11 protein-coding genes are annotated in these 21,239 nt (G+C 67.0%); 9 read left to right on the top strand and 2 right to left on the bottom strand.

Going from position 1 to position 21,239, the window contains the following annotated elements:
* Positions 1–3: 3 nt before the first annotated feature.
* Both KF833_16580 and KF833_16575 read right to left on the bottom strand, forming a co-directional pair.
* On the bottom strand, positions 4–2,400 hold the full coding sequence (locus KF833_16580; protein MBX3746928.1) for an ABC transporter permease: 2,397 nt from the start codon (positions 2,398–2,400) through the stop codon (positions 4–6).
* Between the two features lie 1,438 nt (positions 2,401–3,838).
* Complete coding sequence (locus KF833_16575) at positions 3,839–6,187, bottom strand: bifunctional metallophosphatase/5'-nucleotidase (protein MBX3746927.1); 2,349 nt, start codon at positions 6,185–6,187, stop codon at positions 3,839–3,841.
* A 264-nt stretch (positions 6,188–6,451) separates the two neighbouring features.
* Here KF833_16575 and KF833_16570 point away from each other — a divergent pair, with 264 nt between their 5' ends.
* From KF833_16570 to KF833_16530, 9 genes are all read left to right on the top strand, one after another.
* Positions 6,452–7,054: a hypothetical protein gene (locus KF833_16570; GenBank protein ID MBX3746926.1), complete on the top strand. Its 603-nt coding sequence runs from the start codon at positions 6,452–6,454 to the stop codon at positions 7,052–7,054.
* Between the two features lie 235 nt (positions 7,055–7,289).
* A complete protein-coding gene (locus KF833_16565; GenBank protein MBX3746925.1) occupies positions 7,290–11,636 on the top strand; it encodes a glycogen debranching enzyme N-terminal domain-containing protein in 4,347 nt (1,448 codons plus the stop codon).
* A gap of 124 nt (positions 11,637–11,760) precedes the next feature.
* A complete protein-coding gene (locus KF833_16560) occupies positions 11,761–12,786 on the top strand; it encodes a hypothetical protein (GenBank protein MBX3746924.1) in 1,026 nt (341 codons plus the stop codon).
* Positions 12,787–12,841: 55 nt separating this feature from the next.
* The gene (locus KF833_16555) at positions 12,842–13,066 is read left to right on the top strand and encodes a hypothetical protein (protein MBX3746923.1); all 225 of its coding nucleotides are present in this window, start codon (positions 12,842–12,844) and stop codon (positions 13,064–13,066) included.
* A gap of 65 nt (positions 13,067–13,131) precedes the next feature.
* Positions 13,132–15,399, top strand: coding sequence for a hypothetical protein (locus KF833_16550; GenBank protein ID MBX3746922.1), 2,268 nt, complete (start codon positions 13,132–13,134; stop codon positions 15,397–15,399).
* 166 nt (positions 15,400–15,565) lie between these two features.
* Positions 15,566–15,982 (top strand): BlaI/MecI/CopY family transcriptional regulator, encoded by a 417-nt coding sequence (locus tag KF833_16545; GenBank protein ID MBX3746921.1) that lies wholly within the window; start codon positions 15,566–15,568, stop codon positions 15,980–15,982.
* Positions 15,979–19,836, top strand: coding sequence for a carboxypeptidase regulatory-like domain-containing protein (locus KF833_16540; protein ID MBX3746920.1), 3,858 nt, complete (start codon positions 15,979–15,981; stop codon positions 19,834–19,836). The genes KF833_16545 and KF833_16540 overlap by 4 nt, the downstream gene beginning before the upstream one ends.
* A 92-nt stretch (positions 19,837–19,928) precedes the next feature.
* On the top strand, positions 19,929–20,156 hold the full coding sequence (locus KF833_16535; GenBank protein ID MBX3746919.1) for a Uma2 family endonuclease: 228 nt from the start codon (positions 19,929–19,931) through the stop codon (positions 20,154–20,156).
* Between the two features lie 271 nt (positions 20,157–20,427).
* The gene (locus KF833_16530) at positions 20,428–20,940 is read left to right on the top strand and encodes a hypothetical protein (GenBank protein ID MBX3746918.1); all 513 of its coding nucleotides are present in this window, start codon (positions 20,428–20,430) and stop codon (positions 20,938–20,940) included.
* The last annotated feature ends 299 nt before the right edge of the window (positions 20,941–21,239 follow it).

Here is a 21,239-nt window from a genome sequence, read left to right as displayed (position 1 = left end):
GGTTCAGTCGGCCCGAAGGGGGGTCATGGGGTCCAGGCGGGCGGCACGGCGGGCGGAGGTGGCGCCGGCGAGGACGGCGAGGGTGAGAAGTCCAAGGGCAACGAGGGCGACGTGTGTGGGGGTGGGGCGGGTGGAGACGACGAGGGCGATGTCGGCCAACCGGGGGGACAGGAAGGCCGCAGCAGAGGCGCCGAGAACGAGGCCGAGGGTGGTGGGAACGAGGGCTCCACGCAGGACCATGGCGACGACGCGGGATCGGGAGGCACCCAGGGCGAGGCGCAGGGCAATCTCGCGGGTGCGACGGGCAACCTGATGAGTGAGGATGGCGAAGATGCCGAGGCTGACGAGGATGAGCCCGATGGCACTGGCACTGGCGAGGAGACGGGCGCTGAGGCGCTGGTCCCTGAGGGTTTGCCGGGCAAAGGCTGCGTAGGATTCCACAAGAGGAGGCTGGCGACCCGGATCCGCGGCCTGGATACGTTCCGTGACGGCCTGGCTGAGGGACAGGGGCGGGAGGATGGCGGATCTGCCGATCAACCACGGTTGGTCGCCGTAGGAATGCTGGGCCCCGCTGAAGTAGGCGGTACCAAGAAGGAAAGGGGGCTCGAAGCGAAGGTAGCGGGCTTCTTCGACGATGCCGACGACCCGGTGGGACCGGCCTTGGAGAGAGACAAGAGTGTCGAGGACGGAGCCGTCGGTTGTCAGGGCTTCAGCAAGGCGGCGGCTGAGGATCACAACCGGTTCGGCGTTGGAGTGGTCGTGTGGGGCGAAATCACGACCCGCGAGGAGGGGAATGCCAAGAGTGGCGAAGAAGCCCGGAGAAACGGCGTTCATGGTGTACAGGCGGGGGGAGTCGGCGTGCGGGTGACCTCCCAGCGTTGCCATGCGCGCGGAGGGACCGAGGGGCGGATCGGTGGCCAGGGCGACGTGGGCCACGCCGGGCATGGTTTGGAGTTGGGCCTGGAGCGCCTCGAGTTGGAGGGCAAAGACCGGGGGAGCGGCGGAGGGTTCACGGAGCCACAAGCGGGCGATCCATGCTGGGCCGGAGTCGATGCCGGACGGAAGGGAACTTCGCTGGCGGAGGGCTTGGGCGACATTGAAGGCGCCCAGCAGAAGCACCGCGGACAAGGCGACCTGCAGGGCAATCAAGGCACTGCCGAGGATGCGGTGGCGACGGCCTTCGGTCACTCCTCCCGAGGCCCCGCGCAAGGTGGCTTCGAGGTCGTGGCGGTGGCTCTGCCCCAGGCACGCGAGTCCGAAAACGGGGACGATGGTGAGGGCCAGGAGCCCGGTGAGAAGGGCGGGGAGAACCCCGGGAGCGTCGGCGGCGAACGGGGCCAGGGATGGGAGGACGGCGGACAGGGCACGCCAGGCAGCGCTGGCGAAGAGGGTTCCAAGGAGGGTGGCGGCTGCGGCGAGGAGGACTCCTTCCCCGAGGGATTGGCGGAGGAGGGCGCCTCGGGTGGCGCCGAGGGCGAGACGGACAGCGCGTTCCCGGTCGCGTTGAAGGCTGTGGGAAGCGATGAGACCTGCCAGATTGGCAACGGTTGCCAAGAGCACCATGGCGACGGCAGCCTGCAATCCGGTGAGGGCGCGACGGCCCTCGGCGCGTCGTTCGAACGGGATGAGGCCGCGCCCGGCGGGTACCAGTTCGAGGTGCCGGCGCTCCTCGATCATCCAGGGTTCCAGCAGGTCCGACTCGATGACGCGGAGTGCGGCGGCGGTGGTGTCGGGGGTGCGGCCGGGGTGGAGTCGGACGAGGGTTTTGAGCCAACGCCCTCCCCCGTACGTGAATTGTCCGGGCAGTCCCAGATCCGATTCGAAGTCCAGGGGCAGCCAGCCATCGGCAGGATCGAGGGGGGTGCAACCCGGGAAGTTGGGCGGGGCAACGCCGGTCACGGTGAACGGTCGTCCCTGGATCTGGACGGTCCGACCCAGGACGTCGGGGCTGGAACCGAACTCGCCTTGCCACCAGGCGTGGGCGATGACCAGGTGCGGGAGGCTGCGGTCCGCCGTGGTCAGCGGGCGTCCGAGGGCAGGGGTGATGCCCATGAACTCGAAGTAGTTGGGGGCGACCAGTTGGAGGTGTCGGCGCGAGGCATGATGATCGTGCCGAACGACCTGGGTGCTGGTGGCGAACGCGGTGGTGTCGGAGAAGAGGTGGGTTTGGGATCGAACGGAGTCGAAGCCGGGTATGGAAAAGTGGCTGCCGACTTCGGGGACGACCAGGGCGAACACCTCGCCGGGTGTCCGGATGGGAAGGGGGCGATCGAGGGCGAGATGTCCGAGACGAACGACGACCATGACGGCTCCAAAAGCGAGGGCGAGGATGACTGCGATGGTGCTGCTGAAGCGGGGATGACGTCTGAGGGAACGGAGGGCCTGGGACAGGTCGGTCATGGGGGGAGCGTCGAAGGAGCGTCAGGAAAACTGGAAAACAGGGGGGGAGGCTGTCGAGACGAGATCCGGGAATCCTCATGGCTCCAGTCAATACCGATTCCCATAGCGACCCCGACCCCGGTGCATCCCGGAGTTGTGGGTGAGAAGGCAGCGAATCGGAGGGACGAGCTCTGCGAGTCCTCAACCCAACGTTCCACACCGTTGCGGGCTCGTGGAACTAGGCCCTCCGAAGCGCCGCTCGGCGACGTTCGCACCTCTCCCCACAACTCCGGGATACACGGCCCCGACCCCGATCCGTTGCGACTTCCGGACAACTCGCAGATGCGCCCTTTGCGGGGTGGTGGTGAACGACAAGTGGGAGGAGCTGGGGCGGTGGCATTCAGTGGAGCAGGGGGGCCCGAAATCCATCGCGGGGGCAGGGGTGTCAGGGGAGGAATGGGACGCAAACGGCGTGCATATGCACGCCGTTTGCGTCGATTCACGGGACGGGACTGGAAGGAATGTGGCGGTCGGGGACGCAGCGGGGAAGGAGCAGGGCGGATGACACCCCGCTCACGGGTCTCGCAGTCGCCCCGGGAAGGTGTTGCCGGTTGATTTGGGATGACGCCCGCGGCTGGGATTCCGGATGACTGGGCCACCCGCCAGATTTTGGCAATTCATCCCCGGCGCCCGGATCTGTCACTCCCATTCCATCGCGACGTCTCCGGGCGTGGGCCAGCAGACTCAGACCCAATGGTGCAAGGCTCGAAAGTCAGGACACATGGTTCATGTGGGGATGGATTGTTCAGGGTGTCGACGCCGGACACGTTTATGGATGAAGAGGACGGGCGGCAGTCGCAGGGCAAGGACGAGTGCAGCCTTCAGCATCCCCTATTGAATCGCCTTGATGCGCTTTGCCCGGCGCACTTCGCGCGTGTTGGAGAGGAACAACTGTCTAACGAGGTTCCTTCCGATAGTGGGAAGAGAATTCTTCATGGCTTTGGGTTCAATCCCCGATAGCGACTACTATCGTTCTTGTGCTTTTGGAATTCTCCTTCGCCAAGCTGGGCTTGATTGTTTCGGGCAAGAGCTTCGTCGTTCGCTCCTGGCGGATCCGGGCTCCGAAACGCGCCTCGCTTACGCCTCGTGTTGCCCGGGAATCTGCGGCGCCATCGCTTTCGTCCTTACTGCATGGATACGGCATAATCCGTCAGGACAACTCGTGCGACGCGGTCGGGTGCCCCCACTGTGCGGACGTCGAGCCCCGCGATCTTCACGGTGCGGCAGGCGGTACGGTTGGGCCAATCCTGTGGGATGGCAGTGGATCTGCTGGGAACCGGATTCCAGACCTTGGTGAAGATAGGGTGTCAATGAATGGCGCCTTCGCGGGCAGCACGGAAGCGCATCGCAGACTCCTTCGGCAGGCCTCGTACCTGTACTCGTACCGGCACTCGTACCCTCATGGCTGGGCTTGCAGGGTCGTGACTTCCATCAGGCGGTAGAACCGCGCGACTGAGGCGGATGGGACCGGGTCGACGAGGGTCCGGGTGAGATCATCCCCCAGCAGGACGCCGGCTGCGTGCGGCTCCCAGGGTCCCGGGACCTCCGAGCTGTGCTGCAGCCGGTAGGTGCGGCCCGCCACCGTTGGGAAAACCAGTTCCATGCCTGCGTCCACGGGTCGGACGGAGAAGAATCTGGGCGCGGCCACGGCAAGATCGGCGAGGCGCCGGTCGAGGGACGGGACTGTCTCGGGTTCGGAATAGGCAAAGGTCGGATGGGCGGCCAGGAGGTATTCGGCCAGGGCATCCTGCTCGCTGCCGGGGGGCGCGAAGGTGGCGGTGCCTGGGCGGTCTGCAAGGACGGGTGCCAGGTCCAGGCGTTCATGTCCAACGGCCGGAAACGGATATCCGTCGCCTCCCAAGCCCGGCTGGGTTGCCTGGGGATCGGCCAGGAAATTGAGCGTCACCACCCGGAAAGTCCGCCCGGGATCGCCCATCCATTCCCCGTCCCGCACCAGCACATCACTTCGTTCGTTGCGCCATCCGGTGACCCGAAGGTGCCGCACGCGCTCGCCGGGGGTCATGACGGAGCCGTCCGGGTGAAACCGGGCCGGCGTGCGGGTGAGGTCATACAGGCACTCGATGCCGGAGACCTGGGGAAACTGACCTGGAGTCGCCCCTGGCCGGCTGGCGGCGATTCCGTGTTCGAGGAGTTGTTTCAATCCGGCGGCGGAGACGGTGACGAGGGTCAGGCGGTTGTTGAAGCGGAGGCTGTTTTCGATATCGAGCTGGGAGATTTCACCCGCCTGCTTGCCGGACAGGGGATTCGGCAACGTCGGTTTCAACTCGCCTGTGCGGCCGTCGATCGATCCGATTTCGGCGCGGATGCCGCCGCCATTTTTGAGGGAGATGCTGGTGGTGGGATCCACGGTTCGCGCCATCCAGAGGTTCGCATCGGCGGTCAGGTTCCCGAGATTGCTCTCTTCGGTACGAACCGCCAGCCGGCGGCCTTCGAGGAAGACGGACGAGCGGCCCAGCACATGGCCATCTTTTGCGGTCACGATTCCGGCCACGCCCGTCGTGACGGCGCGCACCAAGGCCCCGCGGGTGCCCGGGGCAAAGGGTTGGCCGGCCTCGCCCCACAGCGCCTGCACGCCATCGTCGTCGGTTTTCCACGGTCCGGATTCGGCGGGGTCCAGCCGTTCGGGGAGGACCCGGCCCTGCGGGTCGAAGGTGACCACCAGCCGGCCGACGTATTTGTACTGGCCGTCGGTGCTGACCACCAGCGCCGGGTCGCCGTCGGCGTTGCGGGTCACGATGGGGTAGGACTCGACGGCCACGTCGCCGGCGCGAAGGGCGTTTTCCGGATTGGCGAGGATGCTGTCGGATCCCCCGGCAATCACCACATCCACCCCGCGCAGCAGTCCGATGAGTTCCCGTTCCAGTGCGAGTTGCTGGAGATGGGAGACGAGGATGATCTTGTCGATGCCACGTGCCAGCAGCTGGTCGATGTTCGGTTGCAGCACCGCTGCCAGATCGGCCATTCCCTCCAGCCCGGCTGTCATGACGCGTGTCTGACCCGGTGATGAAATTGCCGCCAGCATCGGGGTGGTCGCCCCGACGACCCCGATGAGTTGCCCTCCGCGTTCGAGGGTCACGGCGGGCGCGATTTTTGGGGCTGCGGCGGCCGCCGCGAGATCGTCCGGTTGCGAACGAAATGCGGTGCCGGCCAACAGGGCGTTGGTAAACACCGGGTTCAGACTGCCATCCGCCGTGAAGTCCAGATTCGCGCTCAGATAGGGGAACTGTGCCCCGAGCCAGCGCACGCCCCCCAGGCCCTGCCCCGAGAACACAGGTCCGATCATCTCCCGCAGCACGCCGGTCCCCGCATCGAACTCGTGGTTCCCCAACGCCGAGGCATCGAACCCGATCACGTTCATCACGGTGATGTCGCCACGCCCCGCTCCTTCGCGGATGTCCAGCCCGGAAACCCCGAACCAGGCTTCGTTGACGGCATCCAGCGTGGCCCGCAGCCCCGGATCCGCCGAGGCATTGAAGAACGGGCCGGGGATGGTGTTGTCACCTGCCGACAGAATGACGGTGTGGTCCTCCGTCCCGACCAGATGCTCGACTACGGCTGCGAAATTGGGCGCGTCGCCAATCGCCTCCACGCCGCCCTCGAGATCCGAGGCATGAAGGATCTGGAGCCGGAACGGGTCCGGAGGGGGTGGACTTGCGTGTCCCACCCTGATTGTCACGGCCAACACTGCCGACACTGCCAACACACCGGCCACCGTTTGGATCTTCATGGTCTCTTGGTCGGGGCGGGCATTGTTCCGGTGCGCCGCCACGGATAGGATTTTGCTCGGGGCCCCGTGCCATCTCGATGCGCTCCCGGTGCCGATTGCGCAACGTCCCGGAGCCTGGGCCGGCCGGTACGCGATGGGGAATGCGGCATGGAAAGGAAGGGAACGGGGCAAGGGTTTTGTAACCGGGACGGGAGCGGGCGGGTGGGGTGAGGGTTCGGTGGAGAACTGGAGCGAGGAACGACATGAACTTTCTGCTGGTGATGATTGGATGGTGCGTGTTGCTGGTGTTGTGCTGGCCGCTGGCCGCTGGCGCTGCTGCTGGTGGTGCTGGTGCCGGTGATTGCGATTCTGGCGAGTCTGCTGCTGCCGGCGTTGGGGCGGGCCAAGGAGAAGGGGCGGGCAACGGTGTGTTTGAACCAGCTTCGGCAACCGGGGATGGCGACGTTGATGGACGCGGAGGAGCACCGGGGTGAGGTGATTTTGGATGCGCCATTGCAGCGGGGGGTGACGTGGGGGAGCCTGCTGGCGACCAACACGGGGCTGCGACCTTTCGAGCTGTTTGTGTGCCCGAGCTACCCGCCGCACCGGTTCACGAACTGGCTGACGACGTACGGGGTGCGGCTGGATCCGCCGGAGGGCACGAAGCGGGGGCCGTTCCGTGACGGCCTGCCTGAGGGGCGGGGGCGGGAGGACGGCGGATCTGCCGAGCAACCACGGTTGGTCGCCGTAAGAATGCTGGGCCCCGCTGAAGTAGGCGGTGGCGACGGCCTTCGGTCACTCTTCCCGAGGCCTCGCGCAAGGTGGCTTCGAGGTCCTGGCGGTGGCTCTGCCCCAGGCACGCGAGTCCGAAAACGGGGACGATGGTGAGGGCCGGTTCTTTCATGATCGAACGGGGGCGCGGAACCTCGAGGACGAGTACCGCCCTTCGGGCTGAGTACGAGTACGAGGACGCGTGGGATGGTGAGCGTCCCTGCGAACGGCTGCTTCCTCGATGCCGACTTGGAGAATGCCCTGTTCGCCATTCGCCATTCGCGATTTGCAGCGGAGACACCACTCCGGCTTGCCTACCCAAGTCTGGCGCGGTCTGCTTGGGCGCGAGGTCATGCCATCGATCGTCATGTCGCCCGCGCCCGGCGCCCGCCTCGTCGGACACGTCGGCGACACACTCAACTTTTCCATTCGCGCGGAGGACGGGATCCATCCCGACCAGGGCTGGCGGGCGCGGCTGCGGACGACGTTGGGGCGCGGGCGTGCGTGGCGGGCGGAGATCGTTCGGGCGCACACGGCGCGGGTGCCGCCGTTCGGGGTGGCCTGGCACGACGTGCCGATGACGTGGAACGGGGCGGGTTGGTCCCGGGATCTGCTGCTGACCGAGGTGGGGTATTCCCTGGCCAAACCCTACCTGGTGGATGGGCGCGGGTATCTTCACTGGCCGGAAGGTCCGGACGCCGGCATTGGAGTGCATCCGGACCGCTGTCGTTCGGCCAACCTGGTGTACTGCGCGTTCACGCGGCTGTTCGGGGAGACGCGGGCGGCACGGCACTGGCTGCCGGATGCCGGGGAGGGGGCGATCCGGGAGCTGGAGGAACGGGGGTTCGCGGTGCTGCCCCCTTCGGGGACCTTTCGGGACCTGGCGCGGCAGCTTCCGTTTGTGGTCGGGCGGCTGGGATGCCGGATCCTTCATCTGCTTCCCGTGCATCCGACCCCGACGGTCCATGCGCGGATGGGGCGGATGGGGAGTCCGTATGCGGCCTTGGACCTGACGGCGGTGGATCCGGCGCTGGTGGAGTTCGACCGGCGCAGCAACGGGGTGGATCAGTTCCGGGAGCTGACCCGGGAGGCGCATCGGCTGGGGGCGCGGGTGTTTCTGGATCTGGTGATCAACCACACCGGCTGGGGATCACGGCTGTTCGAGGAGCACCCGGAGTATTTCCGGCGGGAAGCCGACGGCACGTATGTCAGTCCCGGCGCGTGGGGGGTGGTGTGGGAGGATCTGGTCGAGCTGGAACAGCGGGATGTCGCCCTCTGGGATCTCATGGCGGAGGCGTTGCTGACGTGGTGCCGGCGCGGGGTGGACGGATTCCGGTGCGATGCGGGGTACCAGATCCCGGTCCATGTGTGGCAGTACATCACGGCGCGGGTGCGGGCGGCGTTTCCGGACACGGTGTTTCTTCTGGAGGGATTGGGGGGGTCGTGGGAGGCGACCGAGCGGCTGCTGACCGAGGGGGGGCTGCAATGGGCGTATTCGGAGCTGTTTCAGAACTATTCGGGTGCGGAGGTGCAGCGCTACCTGGACTACGCGCTGGAGCAGAGCGCCCGGGTGGGGACCTACGTGCATTACAGCGAGACCCACGACAACGACCGGCTGGCGGTCCGTGGGCGCGCCTGGTCGCTGTTGCGAAACCGCCTGTGCGCCCTGGCGAGTGTGAACGGCGGCTTCGGGTTCACCTGCGGGGTCGAGTGGCTGGCCCCGGAAAAGATCCGGGTTCATCAGCGGACCGGGCTGGCCTGGGATCAGCCGGAAAACCTGGTCGGGGAACTGTCCGCCCTGAACCGCCTGCTGGCCGATCATCCGGCCTTCTTCGCCGGAGCCACGGTGCGCCGGATCAGCCCGCCCGGATCACCCGTCCTCGCCCTTTACCGGTGTTCGGCGGACGGGCAATGGCCGTTGCTGGTGCTGGTCAACACGCAGGTGGATCAGGCGGCGGCTGTGACATTCCCGGCGACAGAGCTGCCGGACGGGGCGGCGTGGTCCCATGATTTGCTGGGCCAGGCGCCGCCCATTTTGGCGACCTCCGAGAAGGGGATCGTGGCCGGACTGGAGGCTGGCGCCGCGTACTGCCTTGCTCCCGGGCCGGGACCCGAACCCGGCTACGGGGATCGCTGGCGCGACGTGAACGCCCGTGCGGCCTGGGCCATTCGGCAGGCGGCCGGTCTGTTGCCGGCCGAGCGCCTCGCGCCGCACCCGGACGGGTCCGTACTCGCCGGACAGATTGAGGTCGGACCCGCAGCCTGGCTGGCGGCGCTTTCAACGGCGGTGGCGCGGGTCCGGGCGGATCGGGAGGTGCTGCTGGACTGGACCGCAGTCGGGCGGGTGAGGGAGTCCGGCGAAGCGTTCCCCAACACGATGATCTGGCGCGTCGAGGATGCGCGCCGGGTGACGCTGGTGCCGCCCGGTTGGTGGCTGGTGATCCAGGATGAATCGGGATTCCGGGCCTGGCTGGAGACGGAGGGGGCCGACACGGCGGAGCATGTCGAGTCGGTGCCGGTGGCTGGCGGATACGTCGCCACACTGGCGCCGCGTGAGCCGGCCGGGTCGGTGACGGGCCGGTTGACGATCGAGCGGCATGACGGGGAGCCCGCGCAGATTGTGGCCGAAGTGCGATTCCTCGCGGACCGACCGGCGCAGGTTGCGCCGGTGGATTCCGAGGGACTGGCCCTGCTCACCAATGGCCGGGGCGGGATGGCGCGGTTGCGGGTGGATTGGGGCGCGATCCGGTCGAAGTACGACTGTGCGTTGGGGGCCAATCTCCATGCGTCGGTGCCGGTGGACCGGCATGTCTTCGTCAAGCGGGTCCGGGCCTGGTTGAACGCGGACGGATTTCTTTCCGCCCTCGACCGGCACAACCTGACCGGGTTCACCGGCGGGCCGGTGGCGTGCTGGACGTTCCGGGCGAATGCCGGGGATGGACGCCATGTTGCCCTGACGATCGAGGCCGCGATGATCGAGGGGCGGAACACCACTGTCCTGCGGTTCAGGCGCGATCCGGGGGATCGGCCGATGGAGGTGCGCCTGACGCTGCGGGTGGATCTCGAAGACCGCAGTTTTCATGGCGAGACCCGGCGGAACCCCGGGGCGGAGCACCATTTTCGGGAGCATTGCCGTCCCCTCAACGGGGCGGCGGGATTTGAGTTTCGGCCGGCGGAGGACCGGCACCTGCGGGTGACCGTGAGTCGGGGAGTGTTTCATGGCGAGCCCGAGTGGTGCGAGGGCGTGCCGCATCCGTTCGAGGCCGGACGCGGGCAGCAGGGTTCGGGCGATGCATACAGTCCGGGGTGGTTCGAGATTCCTCTGGCCCCGGGTGACAACATGGTCCTGTTGCTCGATGCCGAATCGGACGGGCCAGACCTTGATGCGGTGGCGCGGGTGTTTCGGGGCGACTTCGGAGCTGTCGGGGATTCGGCGGGTCGGGAGTTGGAGGTCGGGGACGGGGAGGACGGGTGGCAATCGGCGTTGCGTCGGGCCTGCGCGGCGTTCGTGGTGCGGCGCGGCACCGGACGAACGGTGGTGGCCGGGTATCCCTGGTTTCTGGACTGGGGACGCGACACCCTCATCGCGGCCCGCGGGCTGCTGGTCGGAGGATGGCGTGCGGAAGTGATCGAGATTCTGGAGACCTTCGGGCGGTTCGAGGTTCGCGGCACTCTTCCCAATGCGATTCACGGGGACAACGCCTCGAACCGCGACACCAGCGACGCGCCGCTTTGGTACGCCGTCGTTGTCGAGGAAGCCTCGGTGGAAGGACGGGGAGAGGTGCTGCGCCGACAGGTTGCTCCCGGCGGCCCGACCATCGTCGAGGTGGTGCGTCGTCTGGTCGAGGGATACCTGACCGGCACACCCAATGGCATCCGGGTCGATCCCGAATCGGCGCTGGTCTGGAGTCCGTCGCACTTCACCTGGATGGATACCAACCATCCGGCCTGCACGCCCCGGGAAGGCTATCCCGTCGAGATTCAGGCGCTGTGGATCCGGGCGCTGCGGTTCCTGCGCGACGCCGACCCGGACCGGGCCGGTCGCTGGGGCGAACTGGCGGAACGGGCCGAGGCCCACTGGCACCGGTATTTCTGGATCGAGGAACAGGGTTGGTACAGCGACGTCCTTCTGGCGCCGAAAGGGACGCCGGCCCGGGATGCCACGCCGGACACGGCGCTCCGATGCAACATGCTGCTTCCCGTCGCCTTCGGTCTGGTTCGCGGAGTGTCGGCTCGACGAGCGGTCATGGCGGCCTTGCGCCATCTCCTGGTGCCGGGGGCTGTGCGTTCGCTCGCTCCGTTGCCTGTGTCGCCGCCGCTGCCGCTTCGCGGTCCGGATGGGCGTTTGCTGAATGATCCGGAACGTCCCTATCGGGGCCGGTATGAAGGCGACGAAGACACCTCGCGCAAACCTGCCTACCACAACGGGACTGCGTGGACCTGGTTCCTGCCGATTCTCGCCGAGGCGCTGGTTGAGGCGTGGGACCGGCGGCCCGAGGCTGTGCGCGCTGCCCGCGCCATCCTGGGCAGCAGCGACCGGTTGCTGCATGAAGGCTGTGCCGGGCACCTGCCCGAAATCGTGGATGGCGACGCCCCGCACACCCACCGCGGCTGCGACGCCCAGGCCTGGTCGGTCACCGAGGCCCTGCGCGTGTGGCGGATCGTACGGGAGCGCGAAAGCGGCACGGGGACCGGGTGAGATCGCGCGCCGCGACCACGGAATCGGCTCCGTCGGCATTCCCCGAAATGGGGATTGGCTTCGCGCCCGGGCTTGAGATTCACTCCGGGGTCGCCGTTCCCATTGCTCGTCTTCGAGCCAGCCCATGCGCGAGATCGCCATCCACCTCGAAACGAAGCCGGGAGGCGAGGTTCGGGTCACCGCCGATCTGGACGGAGTGCCGGCGGAGGATCCGCCCGGGCGACCGTGGGAGAGGACGATTCCACTGGAGGTGCGGCAGGCCCTGCTGCGGGACGCCGGGACGTTCGACTCCGGGTTCGGCGCCGGTAGGCGGCCGCTGATGGATCCGGTGGATCTCCTGGACCTCGGTGGGCGTCTGCGAAAGGCCGTGTTCGGGCCGGTCATCGACGGATGGAGTGGGGAGTCGCCGGATGACGGATGTCGGATCGTTTTTCGTTCCTCGGATGCCGGCCTTCTCAATCTGCCGTGGGAACTGCTCCCGGCGCAGGGAGGAAGATTTCTGGTCGAGGACGGGCGATGGTCCATGCGCCGCACCGTGCGCCCGCGTTTTGCCGTGAATGGCGCCCCGGCCATTCCGCGACCGTTGAGGATTCTCTTCTGTGCCTGCGCACCGATCTCCCTTGGCCAACTGGATTACGACCGGGAGGAAGACGCCATCCTGAAGGCGACCGCCAGGCTGGGTGACCGCGTGCACCCCGACTTCGCCGAGAGCGGCACGTACGACGAATTGCGGGAGCTGGCATCGGTCGCCGAAGGGATCGAGGTGAAACCGGCGCATTTGAAAGGACTGGGGCGACTGACGGGCGTGGGCGACGTGTTCCTCGACGAAGGCACTGTTGTGGCGAAGGTGGGACGGACCACCGGGCTCACGCGTGGGCGGGTCACCGCGTTCGAGTTGGACAATATCCGAGTGGCCTTCGGGATCGGGGAGCTCCGCTTCGACAACCAGATCGAGATCGAAGGGGCGGAAGAGGGTTCCTTCTCGGAGGGGGGCGACAGCGGATCGTTGATCGTGGGGAGCGATCTCCGGGCGGTGGCGTTGTTGTTTGCGGGGTCCGACCAGGGCGGGGCAAACGGGCAGGGTCTGACCTACGCCAACCCGATTCATGCCGTGCTTCAGGCCCTGAAGGTCGAGCTGGCGCTCGCGTGATTGGCGTTGAATCGGCGGGGCGGCCCGGTGTAATGGCCGAAATGGTGGTGTTGTCATGAAACCGGCCAGTCTGGAAGCGGCGCGGGCGGCGAAGGTGGCGGCGTTGGCGGCGCTGGGTTCGCTGGGCGGCCTGGCGGGGATCGGGATCACCCGGGCAGGTTCGGGTTACGCGCTGAAGGTCAACCTGAGCGAGCCGCCGTCGCCCGAAGGCTCGGTGCCGGAGGAGTTCGATGGGGTGCCGGTCACGGTCGAGATCGTTGGACCGGTTCGCAAGCGGTAGTTGCACGGGGCGCGTCGGTTTCCGGTTCTCGATGGGGCGGTGGAGGGGTAGGGTCCGGGTCCGTGATGCGCGCTGTCCTCGTACTGTTCCTCGCCCTGGCGACTTCGGCCCGGGGTTCTTCCCACGACGAGTTTCTGGCGGCGGCGCGTGAGCGGCACGGGACGCCCGGCGAAGAGGCGGCGCGGTTCCTGATCGAGCACATGCCGGAGGCGGATCGCGAGGCGTTGTCGGCGGAGTTCCTGATCGAGAATCTGGATCTCGCATTCCGGGCGCGGGAGCGATTCCCGTGGGCGGCGTCGGTGCCGGTCGAATTGTTCCACAACGATGTTCTGCCCTACGCGGTGTTCGATGAACCGCGAGATCCGTGGCGGGCGCAGTTCTACGAGCTGGCCGGTGAACTGGTGAAGGAGGCGACGACCGCGACCGAGGCGGTCCAGACGCTGAACCGCGAGTTGTTCAACCGGATCAATGTCCACTACCACACGGGCCGGAAGCGGGCGAACCAGAGTCCGAAGGAATCGATCGAGATCAGCCGGGCCACCTGCACGGGACTGTCGATCATCCTGGTGGGAGCGTGCCGTGCGGTGGGCATTCCGGCCCGGGCGGTCGGGACCCCGATGTGGACCAATCTGCGGGGCAACCACACCTGGGTGGAGGTTTGGGATGGCGACTGGCATTTCACCGGGGCGGACGAGTACGACGCCAGCGGATTGAACCGGGGCTGGTTCACGGGCGACGCCTCGAAGGCGAAGGCGGATGAACCGCGTCATGCCATCTACGCGACCTCATGGAAGCGCGAGGGGCTTTCCTTTCCGATGGTCTGGTCCCGTCGGCAGAGCAGCGTGGCGGCGGTCAACGTCACCGCCCGTTATACGAGCCCGCGCGCCGGCGCATCCCCGGAGAGCGCCGGTGCGATGCTGGGAGTTCGCCTCTTCGATCGACCGGGTGGGACCCGGATCGTGGCCCGTGTCTGCGCGGTCGAACCGGCGGGCGGCGTGGTCGCCGAGGCCGAAACGAAGGCCGGCACCGCCGACATGAACGACATGGCACGTCTCGGCCTCGAGCCCGGTCTTCGAGGCACACTTCGATTCGCTGTGGGCGACGAGATTCGGGAACTGCCGTTCGGTCCGCTCGAGAAGGGGGAGCCGACGATCGACGCGGTCTGGGCAAACCTCCGTCCGGCCTCTCCGGCGATCGACGCCATCGAGGCGTGGCTTGCGTTGCCGTTCTCCGAGCGCCCATCGGATCTGCCCGCCATGCAGGCCTCCTTATCGAAGGCGGAGGCGGCGCGGTGTCTGGAGTTGCTCTTCGCCGACCGGACCGCGCGCGTCGCGGAGGAGATGCGGAACGCGATGTCGGAAAAGATCATCGGCGACGGCACCCGGGAGCTGCGCTGGCTCGACAAGACGTTCGGGGATGCCCCGACCGACGGACGCAGCCTGTGGATCTCGATGCACGGCGGAGGCAACACGCGACCCGCCGTCAACGATCGGCAGTGGCGCAATCAGATCGATCTCTACGAGCCTGCCGAAGGCATCTACCTCGCCCCTCGTGCGCCCACGGACACCTGGAACCTCTGGCACGAGGCCCACATCGATTCCCTGTTCCAAAGTCTCATCGACGCCCACGTCGCCCTCGCGGGAGTGAACCCGAATCGGGTTTTTCTGCTCGGATACTCGGCGGGTGGCGACGGAGTCTGGCAATTGGCGCCTCGCATGGCCGACCGATTTGCGGCCGCGGCGATGATGGCCGGGCATCCGAACGAGGCCTCGGTCCTGGGACTTCGCAATCTGCCCTTCGCCGTTTTCGTCGGCGGGAACGATTCCGCTTACGGACGCAACACGGTCGTCGCCGAGCGTGCCGCGCAACTCGGCCGGTTGGCCGAGGCGGATCCGGGCGCCTACATCCACATGGCCCGCGTGTACGAGGGCATCGGGCACTGGATGCAGAAGAAGGATGCGGAGGCGCTGCCGTGGATGGCGACCTTCACCCGCCAGCCGTGGCCGAAGAAGATCGTGTGGGAGCAGGACGACGTCGTTCACCGCCGCTTCTATTGGCTGCAGATTCCGCCCGAGACCCCCATCGAGGGGCGCCCCAGGATCGAGGCCGTGTGCGATGGACAGTCGATCGCGTTGAGCGGAGAGGTTCCGGGGACGCTTCGATTGCGGTTGTCCGACGCCCTGCTCGACCTTGACCGGCCCGTCACCGTGACGGTCAACGGCACGGAGGTTTTCGCCGGCAAAGCGGATCGCACCGCCGCCGCCATCGCCGAGTCCCTGGAGGAGCGCCTCGACGCGGCTTCGGCCGCAACGGCCATCCTTCGCTGGAATTGAGCAACGGTTCCCCGAGGGGTTGAAATCGGAGGGACGAGCTCCGCGAGTCCACCCCTGCGATCGAAACCCGTGCCTGGCCTCGCGGGAGCTGGGCCCTCCGATGGAAAGGCGTGCCGCCGGGGAGAATTTCGTTGCCTGAAAAACCCACTACGTGTGTAGTGAGTTCATGCCGGTCGCGAATAGGAAAAAGAAGCACGCGGGCTCGCCTCCCGCGTTGGGGACGCAGGAGTGGCGCTTGATGGAACTCCTCTGGGAACGGTCGCCCCAGACGGCCTACGATCTGATCGAGGCGTTGTCCGAGGGCGGCTCGCGGCATCCGAACACCGTCCGGACCATGCTGGCGCGGCTCGTGCGCAAGGGGCTCGTCGAGGCTCGGCCGCACAAGAATCTTTACCTCTACACACCGCTCGTTACGCGGAAGCGGATGGTGGCCGCGGAGAGCGGCACGTTTCTTGAGCGGGTCTTCGGGGGCGCGATCAAGGAGGCCATCGTTCACTTCGCCACCCGGCAACGGCTGACGCCGGAGGAGGTCCGGGAGATGAAACGCATCCTGGACGAGCACACCGAAAGGCCAAACTCATGAACCTTCCGGAATGGTGGATGGCGGTGTTCGGGGCGGTCGTCAGGGTTTCGATCGAAGGCGCCGCCCTGATTCTGGTCGTGGTGGCCCTTCAGCGCGTGTTGCGGAATCGGCTGGGTCCGGGGTGGACGTTCGCACTCTGGTTCGTGGTCCTGCTTCGACTCTCCCTCCCGACCCTTCCGGCCAGTTCGCTCAGTTGGCAGCGACTGACCGCGTGGCGGACGGAGGAACGGATTCTCGTGCCGGCTCGACCGGTGGCCTCGGAAGCCGTTCTTCCCGCTGCGCCCGCACCCGGGGTCGCGGTGGTGGACGTGAGCGATCGGGAGAGGCTTCGCGCTCCGGATCCCTCGGCTCTACCTCGAGTGTACGGCGCCGACTGGCTGCCGATTCCCGCCGACGACTCGGTCGCTCGAACGGGGACCGGAAGGTTTCCTTGGTGGATGGAGTGGCTGTCGGTGCTTTGGGGTGCGGTGGGGGCCGGGCTGCTGGTGCGGCATGCCGTGGGAGCCGTGCTGTTCCGGCGTTGCCTCCGACGGTGTCCGGCTCCGGAGGACGAGGCGCTGGGACGACTGATCGAGCGTTGTCGTCAGGAGGCCGGAGTGCGCCGGCCGGTGGAGGTGCGGGTGCATCCGGATCTCGACGGTCCCGGTCTTTACGGGTGGTTCCGTCCTGTCCTGGTCCTCCCGGCGAGGCTGGTTCGCGAACTGGGAGCGGACGAATGGCGCCACATCTTCCGGCACGAGTTCGCGCACCTCCGTCGGAGGGACACGTTGTGGAACGCTTGGGTCACCCTTCTGACCTGCATTCATTGGTTCAATCCGGCAGTCCGGTGGGCGGCATCTCGAATCCGTCGCGATCTGGAACCCGCGTGCGATGCCCTGGCGTTGCGGGGAGCGGATCTCGACGCGCGCCGTGCGTACGGGGCGACCCTGCTCAAGCTGGCCACTGTCATGCCCGCCGGGGGAGCCTCCGAGCCGTTGTTGGGAATCGTGGAGCGGTCGAATCCGCTTCCGCGACGGTTGAAGATGCTGGTTCAAGCGCGCCCCACGCCTCGCTTCGCTTCGATCCTCGGGGCGAGCCTCCTGGGACTCCTGGGTGTCGGCGCGCTTACCCGACTTCCTGACGCGGCTCCCGATGGGTCGTCCGAGGCTCCGTACGTCCGGGGCGTGGAGGCCATCGATCTGGGCGGCCACACCGACTTCCCGGGGGATCACCTCGAGCCGGGCGTCTTCCACCGGCAGCTCGATCCGCCCGGCATGTGGTGGCAGATCCCACGGGGCAGGCGGACCTTCCTCGGCGTGCCGTTCTCGATCTCCGGACTCATCCGGTTGGCGGGGACCGATGCCACCCGGGAAGAGTGGTACTTCCGCACCGCGGCGAGGGGGATCGCCGTGGGACGAGCCTTCGGACGCCTGTACCTCCTGCACGGGACCTATTACTACGCGGACAACGGCGCCACCATCGCGCGAATCCGATTGAACTACGCCGACGGCACCGTCGCCGAACTGCCCGTTCGATACGGGCATCACACACTCAACTATTGGCGTCAACGGTACGAAACGCCGACGAGGCTCTCCGATCCCGATTCCCGCATCGTATGGAGTGGCGACGGGCCGAACCTCGCCGAGTATGGCAATTCCGTGAGACTCGGTCTCTCCGCTTTGGCGAATCCGCATCCCGAGAGGACGGTTCGTACGATCGATCTCGTGTCCGCGGGAGAATCGGCTGCGTTCGTCGTCGTCGGGATGGCGGTTGGGGGGGCCGAGTTGCCCGCCGCATGGCGGGAGGAGGCGGTCGTTCCCGCAGTCGAAGCGCCTTGGACGGGCATGCTTCGGTTTCGGGCCGTGGACGGGGAGAGTGGCGAACCGATCGCGGGGATGCGGCTTCGGCTCGAGCTGGCGGAGGACGGGGTCCATTGTCGGGTGGCGACGATCGACACGGACGAGGAGGGTTGGGCGGAGGTGCGTTACCCGGAGGCCCCCCTGAAGTCGATCGGCCTCTGGGCCAATCATGATCGCTACGTGCCGCGCCTCATCCAATGGACCCGCCGCCAGCACGGCGACTTTCCGGAGGAGTACGTTTACCGAGCGGAGCCGGGAGAGCGCATTGCGGGCAGGATCGAAGACGAACAGGGGCAACCGGTACGCAACGCCCTGGTCCGAATCGAAGGGCCCCCGCCCAACTTTGCCGGCGACGCCAAGGAGTTTCCATTCCTTACCAAGATCGTCGCGGTCAGCGACATCGACGGACAGTGGAGTTCCAGCGTCATTCCCCGCGAACTTCCCGCGGAGTCGATTCGCCTGAAGGTGCTGCACCCCGAATTCGCCGAGCCCTTCCGGCGGACCCTGCGACCGGCCGAAAGGAGGGGGGCTCCGATCCGGATTCGCCTTTCGGGAGGGCGGGCCCTTCTCGGAAGCGTCGTGGACTCCCGGCAGCGCCCGATCCGGGGTGCCACGGTCCGGGTGAGGGACCGGCAAAGCCGCCGGGATGTCGTTGGCACGCGCACCGATGCGACCGGGGCCTTTGCGATGAGAATCGCCGGCCAACCCACGGACTGGTTGGGGTTGGTGGAGGCGCCTGGATTCGCGTCCAGGCTGGTGCCGATCGATGCAGGCAGATCGCCCACGGTGATCGAACCGATCGTCCTCCAGCCGGGTGTCGAGCTGACCTTGGACGTTCAGGGGCCCGAGGGTGAACCGGTCTCCGATGCCGTGATCGCGGCGACTTCGATGGAAGGCAGGTGGGTCCTCGATGCGCGGCCGGAAACGGACCTTCGAGGCAGGGCGGTTTGGACCCATGCCCCGGCGTTCGGCACGCTGCTGGAGGTGTCGCGCGACGGATTCGTTTCGTCCATGGTGCATCGGCCCTCCGATGTCACACACGTCACCGTCACCCTCTCGCCCATTCGGGAACTCGCGGGCCGGGTCATCGACGCCGACGACGGGCGGGACGTTCCGCATTTCCGCGTCCGGCGAGGCCGACGGGAATTCGACGAGGATGCCGTCGTTTGGGAATCGAGTCCGATCGCCATCGGTCGCGAGGGTCGTTTTCAAGTCATCGTCAGCGAACCGCGTCCGATCGCTCTCGATGGGGAGGGTCTTTTTCGAATCGGCGCCGCACCCGAGGTCCAGCCTCGGTATTACCGCTTCGATGCGCCCGGGTATGCCCCATCGGACGCCTTCGACGAGGCCACGCTGGAAAGCCGACAGGAACCGATTCGACTGAAGGCCGTGCCGAAGGTTGGGATCGACGAGGCCGTGCCCGACGGTGCCGCCGCGGATCCAGGCCGGTCGCGCGAAACCGAATTGCCGCCCGATCCCCCAGGCGATGCGCCGCAACGACTCGACGCTCTCCCGATCGAAGACGTGCCCGACGCATCCGCGGAGGCTCGCGTCGCGGAACCTCAGGGGAACGGCTCCGGGAAGGAGCATGCGGACGAATATGTCGTCCATGCCATGGGCGATCTCTACGTGCCTGTGTACCGGGTCAACCCGCATCGCATCTCGGTCTCCCTTCGTCCGAGGCATCCCAATGAGTCGATCGCGCGGTTCGCGGTGACGAACGCCGAGTCCCTGGGGATTCTGGTGTGGAACGTCCGGGTCCAGGTGTGGGATCCGGATGACGTCTCCGAACCGGTCGGCTGGAGGACCGTCGCTCGCGACTATCCGTCGGGCAGCACGGCGATGGTCGCACCGGGCACTGTGGAGGAGTTCCTGGTCACTGCGCCGGACCAGTCCCCGTGGCGTGTGTGCATTCTCTATAGCCTGGAGTTGCGAGAAAGCCCCGATGGCGTTTCCGGGCGCCGGTATGGCGGGCGGGACCACGAGAAGATCAGTAACCGGATCGGGGAGTGGTGACGGGCTTCTTGGTGATCTCCAGCCTTTCGGACCATCCAAGGCGAAGATCGGGGCGTCCTTGCCGGTCGGGTGGCGGTCTGTACCCCCGTTCCTTGAACGCGTTGTTGGAACAGGTGATGGAGTTGCCGACGCTTCCCGAGTTCGTGGCCGAATTGGATGCCCGTCTGGGCGCGGAGCGGGAACGCCGTCGCCGGTTCTACGAGGCGCATGGGGTGGGGGAGTACTGGCTGGTGGATCCGCTGTCCGAGATGCTCGATCAGTACCTGCTCGGGGAGGGAGGGTGCGCGCTTGAGATGAAGTCGCGGACCGGCTTGATCTGACCCCCGGGTTGGAAGGACGTCTGCAATTTGTCCCTGGGAACGAAGTGCGGGAACTCCCCTTCGGCCCGGTGGCGGAAGGCGATGGCGGAGAAGTCGATGGCTCATGGCGACCGGGTGCTGCGATGGCTGGACCGGACCTTCGGCGAGGCGCCGCCGGAAGGGAGGAGCCTGTGGATTTCGATGCACGGAGGCGGCAACACCCGTCCGGAGGTCAACGACCGCCAGTGGCGCAACCTAGATCCGCCTGTACGAACCGGCCGAGGGCATCTACGTGGCCCCCCGGGCGCCGACCGACACGTGGAATCTGTGGCACGAAGCCCACATCGATCCGCTGTTTCAGAGCCTGATCGATGCCCATGTGGCCCTGTCCGGAGTGAATCCTGACCGCGTGTACCTCTTGGGCTACTCGGCGGGCGGCGACGTAGTCTGGCAACTGGCGCCTCGCATGGCCGACCGATTCGCGTCGGCCGCGATGATGGCGGGGCATCCGAACGAATCCTCGGTGCTGGGGTTGCGCAATCTGCCGTTTGCGGTGTTCGTCGGTGGCAACGACGCGGCCTACAACCGCAACACCGTGGTGGCCGGGCGGGCGGCGGAACTCGGGCGCCTGGCCGCCGCGGACCCCGGAGGAACAGGCCATCGACGAGCGCGCAAAGATCGAGGCGGCATGCGAGGGGCAGATCATCACCCTCACCGGCCAGGTGCCGGCAGTGATCGACCTGCGCCTTTCCGATGCCCTGCTGGATCTCGACCGCCCAGTGACCGTGCGGGTCAACGGGCGTGAGGTCTTTACCGGGACCGTCCAACGCACGGCCGCCGCGATCGCAGGGTCCATCCAGGAGCGTCTTGATGCCGAATCAGCGGCGACCGCCTTGGTGCGATTGAACTAAGCCGATGCATCCACGGGGTTCCGGGTTGGAAGGTGCGGGGGACAGGGGAATCGTGTCCAGGCGGTGGAGATCGAAGCTCCGGCTGGATCCGCAAGCCAACTACGAGAGTCTTGGTGCAGCACCTTGCTCCACTGCATCGACGCGGAGATCGCGCAGCACGGTAATCCCCGGAATTGGGGCGCCTCGAATGATC

The organism is Verrucomicrobiia bacterium, assembly GCA_019634625.1.
Classification (GTDB): domain Bacteria; phylum Verrucomicrobiota; class Verrucomicrobiia; order Limisphaerales; family CAIMTB01; genus CAIMTB01.
This window is presented reverse-complemented; position numbering and strand designations above follow the sequence as displayed.